A 5371-nucleotide genomic window follows, 5' to 3' on the forward strand; every position below is an offset into this window, starting at 1 on the left:
AGGCTGATTGGGTGTATCAGGCAAAAAGACTCCATCGAGACGAAAGGACAATTGTTTAACTTCCACCGAGGAGAATTGATAAGAATTGGCGGTTTCGGGGGGAAGGTTCAACAAATCAAAGAAACAAGCGGGAAATCTTTGTAAGAGTTGATAAAAAATACTGTCAGTTTTCACGCAATTAAACTCAAAAAGAGGCCTCTAGTTTAGCAAAAGTTTTTTATTGTATTCTTCAGGAAGCTCCTGTTTTTGAGCAATTGGGATGACGACTGTTACCCAACACCATCGGAACCAAGATTAAATAGGGTATGATGGAGGTTGGATAGATTTTCTCCTATACTTTCTCCCCAAGTATGACAATCGGGGAAAGCTGGAACGGTGGCACACCATAAATCATCCTCTTGCCAAACAATAACTTTAATATTCATCTTTAACTTTTTTTGTCCTTATAGCGGTGTGCAGTCGTATGAGGTACAGTGTCACGAGCTATAAACCATGCTAGGCAAAGCTTGGTCTGTATCTCACTCAAGCGCTTACCGCTATATACGTCGAAGTAATGATCGATATCAATTGGGAACCATTCCCCATCTAATACCTGTTCGAGGGAGAAAGGAGGCTCTAGAGGAATCGCGTCGCCAGTGACTGCTTTCGCTTGTATTAAAGTTTTCCGAGCGTTCGAGTAGGCTTTTTGAAAATAATCCCGCGCGTGGTTGGTGAGAGTAGTAGTTTCTAGCCACTCTCCTAGTTGAGTTCGGAAACCGGCGATTTCTCCTACCCAGTGACAGACGTTGCGTTCTCGCTCCCGTTCCGATTTGTGATAAGCTAACTTAAACAGGTGTTCGATAAGTCGGGTTAATAAACTTTCTACAGCCCGTCTGTCACTTTTCCCCAGGCACTCCACTTCCTCGATCAGATTTTCCCAGTCCACGTCATCAAACTTTTTTAGCTTTAAAAGTTCGGCGGTTTTTGAAGCCCAGAGAACAAAATCCTGATCGTATAAGGCTTTCATTGATAAAGCTGTTTCTACTGCCATAGTTTCGTTCCAACTGATCATAAAACTATGTCTTTAGCTTAACTTTACTAGCGCAAACCCTTTTAACTTTTTTGTCCTTGACTAGGCATTGTAACTCGATCTCATCAGACGTTATACAATAAATCTTGTCCCTCGATCGCATTGTCCCATGACTACCCCCTTCACTGCCGCAGAAATTGCCTCAGAAGGCATCAAACCCGAAGAATACGAAGAAATAGTCAAAAGACTGGGAAGACACCCCAACAAAGCCGAATTAGGGATGTTTGGCGTGATGTGGTCGGAACACTGCTGTTATAAAAACTCCCGGCCGCTGCTCAAACAATTCCCCACCACCGGCGAAAAAGTTCTCGTCGGACCAGGAGAAAATGCCGGAGTAGTGGATTTAGGCGATGGATTGCGATTAGCCTTTAAAATCGAGTCCCATAATCATCCTTCTGCGGTGGAACCGTTCCAAGGTGCCGCTACCGGAGTCGGAGGTATCCTGCGGGATATTTTTACCATGGGGGCCCGGCCCATTGCTATCCTCAACTCTCTCCGTTTTGGTAACTTGCAAGATGCCCGCAATCGTCGCATTTTTGCCGGAGTCGTGGAGGGAATAAGTCATTATGGCAATAGTGTGGGCGTTCCCACGGTGGGCGGTGAGATATACTTTGATAATGCCTACAATGGCAATCCCCTCGTTAATGCCATGGCTTTAGGGCTAATGGAAACCGAGGAAATCGTTAAATCTGGGGCAAAAGGACTGGGAAACCCAGTTTTATACGTTGGTTCTACCACCGGCCGCGACGGTATGGGAGGGGCGAGTTTTGCCAGTGCCGAATTAACCGATAAATCTATGGATGACCGGCCCGCGGTGCAAGTGGGCGACCCTTTTCTGGAAAAATCCCTCATAGAAGCTTGTTTAGAGGCATTTAAGACCGGTGCGGTGGTGGCGGCCCAGGATATGGGGGCCGCTGGGATCACCTGTTCTACCTCCGAGATGGCAGCCAAGGGAGGGGTGGGAATTGAATTAGATCTCGATAAAATCCCCGTCCGGGAAACTGGGATGGTCCCCTACGAATATCTGCTGTCGGAATCCCAAGAAAGAATGTTATTTGTGGCAGCATCGGGACGAGAAGGCGAATTAATCGAGATTTTCCATCGTTGGGGACTTCAGGCTGTGGTCGCTGGCCAAGTAATTGCAGAACCGATCGTCCGTATATTATTTAAAGGGGAAATTGCCGCCGAAATTCCTGCCACGGCCCTGGCGGATAATACTCCGATTTATCATCGGGAATTACTAACAGAACCGCCAGAATACGCCCAAAAAGCTCAATTATGGCAAGATAGCACGATTCCTATTCCCGAATCCTATAACGAGATTTTATTAAAACTGCTGGATAGTCCCTCGATTGCCTCAAAACGCTGGGTTTATCGTCAATATGATCATCAAGTCCAGAATAACACCGTTATTCTCCCCGGGGGAGCCGATGCGGCCGTGATTCGCGTGCGTCCTCTGGGTGCTAATCCCGCAAATTCTCGGCGAGGTGTAGCGGCGACTACAGATTGTAATCCGCGATACGTTTATCTTGATCCCTATAACGGAGCTAAGTTGGCCGTGGCGGAAGCGGCCAGAAACCTTAGTTGTGTTGGTGCCGACCCCATTGCTGTCACGGATAATCTCAATTTCGGAAGTCCAGAGAATTCAATCGGTTATTGGCAATTAGCCACTGCTTGTCAGGGTATTGCTGAAGCTTGTCGGGAAATGAATACACCGGTGACTGGGGGTAATGTCTCTTTGTACAACGAAACCGTTGATGCAGCTGGCAGCCCCCAGTCTATTTATCCGACTCCCGTGATTGGGATGGTGGGATTAGTGCCGGATATCGGGCAAATTTGCGGCCAAGGTTGGCAAAAAGCGGGGGATTTAATCTATATTTTTGGTTTTTCCTTGCCAACTATCGGCGCTTCCGAATATTTAGCCGTTATTCACGGTTTGGTGACGGGAAAACCGCCGGTAATTGATTTTGAGTTAGAAAGAAAGGTACAAGCGGCCTGTCGTCGGGGAATTCGCGCCGGTTGGGTGAAATCTGCCCACGATTGCGCCGAAGGAGGTTTAGCCACTGCTCTGGCAGAATGCTGTATTAGTGGGCAGTTAGGGGCGGAAATTGACCTTTCTTGGCAGCATCAAGGCCGTTTTGACGCGGTGTTATTCGGAGAATTAGCTAGTTGCATTATTGTCTCCGTTTCCCCCGAAAATCGGCAAGATTGGGAAGAATACCTAAAGACACAATTAGGAGACTATTGGCAAATAACTGGCAAAGTTAGCGAAAAAAGCGAGAATCTTCGGATTTTTGACCGGAATAAACAACCGGCGATCGATGTTAGTCTAGAAACTATACAGCAAGTTTGGTCAAAAGCGATCGAAAGAAGGCTTTAGGGAAGGAGACAGGAGTCGGTCGTCGGGAGTGAGGAAATGGGGAAATGGGGAAATGGGGAAATGGGGAATTTCAGCTAAAACCCTAACACCCTAACACCCCAAAACCCCAAAACCCCAAAACCCCAAAACCCTAAAACCCTAAAACCCAACAACCCAACACCTGATAACTGTTCCCCACCCCTCAAATCCCCATAAATAAGGTGTTAAAAAGAGATTAAGATAAGTTAAGATTTTGTCTCAAAAGTAGCCCCAAGCCCCCACCATCCCATGTCTAGCCATCCCGACTCATCCCTATTCTTGAACCGCGTCGATAAGCCTGAAGAAGCCTGTGGAGTTTTTGGGCTCTATGCCCCCGAGGAAGAAGTAGCAAAACTGACCTATTTTGGACTCTATGCCCTGCAACACCGAGGACAGGAATCGGCAGGTATTGCCACCTACGACGGGGAAACGGTGCATTGTTACAAAGAAATGGGCTTAGTTTCCCAAGTTTTTAGCGAAACTGTCCTTAAAACCTTGCCCGGTACTCACGCCGTCGGTCATACTCGTTACTCTACCACCGGTTCTAGCCGTCGGGCCAATGCCCAACCTGCTGTGATCGAAACCCGTTTAGGTAAACTTTCCCTAGCACATAATGGCAATTTAGTCAATACTTTTGAGTTAAGAAATGTATTAGAAAAGCGCGGTTGTGATTTCGGCACCACCACCGACTCGGAAATGATCGCCGTCGCTATCGGCCAGGAAGTGGATAGTGGCAAGGATTGGATACAAGCGGCGATCGATGCCTTTAGCTATTGTAGCGGGGCTTACAGCCTTGTTATCGGCACACCGACGGGAATTATCGGGGCGCGAGATCCCAATGGTGTCAGACCGTTAGTAATTGGGGTTTTGCAAGAAGAAGGCAATCCCCCCCGTTATGTTTTAGCTTCGGAAACCTGCGGATTAGATATTATCGGGGCCGATTATCTACGGGATGTGCAGCCGGGGGAATTAGTTTGGATTAGTGAAGATGGCTTATCTTCAGTGGATTGGGCCATGAAACCGGAGAAAAAATTATGCGTTTTCGAGATGATTTATTTTGCCCGTCCCGATAGCATTGTCCACGAGGAATCTTTATATACTTATCGGGTACGTTTGGGGGAACAATTAGCCAAAGAGTCGCCGGTAGAAGCAGATATGGTGATGGGAGTTCCCGATTCGGGTATTCCGGCTGCGATCGGATTTTCGCGCATTTCTGATATTCCCTACGCGGAAGGATTGATTAAAAATCGTTATGTGGGACGAACTTTTATTCAACCAACCCAACACATGAGAGAGTCGGGAATTAAGATGAAATTGAATCCTTTAAAGGATGTTTTACAGGGAAAAAGAGTTATTATTGTTGATGATTCGATCGTGCGGGGAACCACTAGCCGGAAATTAGTTAAAGCTTTACGGGATGCCGGAGCAAGAGAAGTTCACATGAGAATATCTTCTCCTCCGGTGACTCATCCTTGTTTTTATGGCATTGATACGGACAACCAAGAGCAATTAATTGCGGCAACTAAATCGGTGGCGGAAATTCAGGCACAAATCGGGGTGGATAGTTTAGCTTATCTTAGTCACGATGCAATGTTAACAGCAACGAAGGAAGATCCGAAAACCTTCTGTACTGCCTGTTTTAATGGTGATTATCCGATTCCTGTACCCGATAATGTTAAGCGCTCGAAGTTGATCTTAGAAAAAGTTAAATAGGGTTTGCTGAATAAATCTAAAAACCTTGTTGGATAAGGTTTTTAGACTTTTTTTGGCTCTCTTGGATTTGGTAGGTAAAATGTATTCTAAGATACATTCCTCCTAGCGAGGGGGTGGAACGAACCACAAAGACACAAAGGACACAAAGATTGATCGATCCTATGTAAGTTAAACTTATCACACAGAACCGA

General features: G+C 46.4%; 4 protein-coding genes and 1 pseudogene. 2 read left to right on the plus strand and 3 right to left on the minus strand.

What is annotated here, in order from left to right:
- From IM477_RS04170 to IM477_RS04180, 3 genes and pseudogenes are all read right to left on the minus strand, one after another.
- Nucleotides 1-174: DUF2887 domain-containing protein (locus IM477_RS04170; RefSeq protein WP_287730651.1), on the minus strand; the 174-nt coding region annotated here is incomplete at its 3' end.
- Between the two features lie 95 nt (nucleotides 175-269).
- Nucleotides 270-425, minus strand: a complete 156-nt coding sequence (locus tag IM477_RS23295; RefSeq protein ID WP_369800415.1) for a type II toxin-antitoxin system HicB family antitoxin — start codon at nucleotides 423-425, stop codon at nucleotides 270-272.
- 116 nt (nucleotides 426-541) lie between these two features.
- A pseudogene (locus IM477_RS04180) lies at nucleotides 542-1030 on the minus strand (DUF29 domain-containing protein); the annotation flags it as partial.
- 148 nt (nucleotides 1031-1178) lie between these two features.
- Between IM477_RS04180 and purL the strand changes: the two are divergent.
- Together purL and purF are read left to right on the plus strand one after the other, a co-directional pair.
- On the plus strand, nucleotides 1179-3449 hold the full coding sequence (gene purL / locus IM477_RS04185; RefSeq protein ID WP_287730649.1) for a phosphoribosylformylglycinamidine synthase subunit PurL: 2271 nt from the start codon (nucleotides 1179-1181) through the stop codon (nucleotides 3447-3449).
- Nucleotides 3450-3716: 267 nt separating this feature from the next.
- Entirely contained in the window at nucleotides 3717-5180 is a 1464-nt protein-coding gene (gene purF, locus IM477_RS04190) for an amidophosphoribosyltransferase (RefSeq protein WP_287730650.1), read from the plus strand.
- Nucleotides 5181-5371: the final 191 nt, after the last annotated feature.

The sequence above is a fragment of the Microcystis sp. M090S1 genome, from assembly GCF_020246295.1.
In the GTDB taxonomy this organism is placed as follows: domain Bacteria; phylum Cyanobacteriota; class Cyanobacteriia; order Cyanobacteriales; family Microcystaceae; genus Microcystis; species Microcystis aeruginosa.

What these genes read in the sequence shown, in the direction of transcription:
- IM477_RS23295 (WP_369800415.1), bottom strand. Translation starts at nt 425, where the DNA reads ATGAATATTAAAGTTATTGTTTGGCAAGAGGATGATTTATGGTGTGCC.
- purL (WP_287730649.1), top strand. Translation starts at nt 1,179, where the DNA reads ATGACTACCCCCTTCACTGCCGCAGAAATTGCCTCAGAAGGCATCAAA.
- purF (WP_287730650.1), top strand. Translation starts at nt 3,717, where the DNA reads ATGTCTAGCCATCCCGACTCATCCCTATTCTTGAACCGCGTCGATAAG.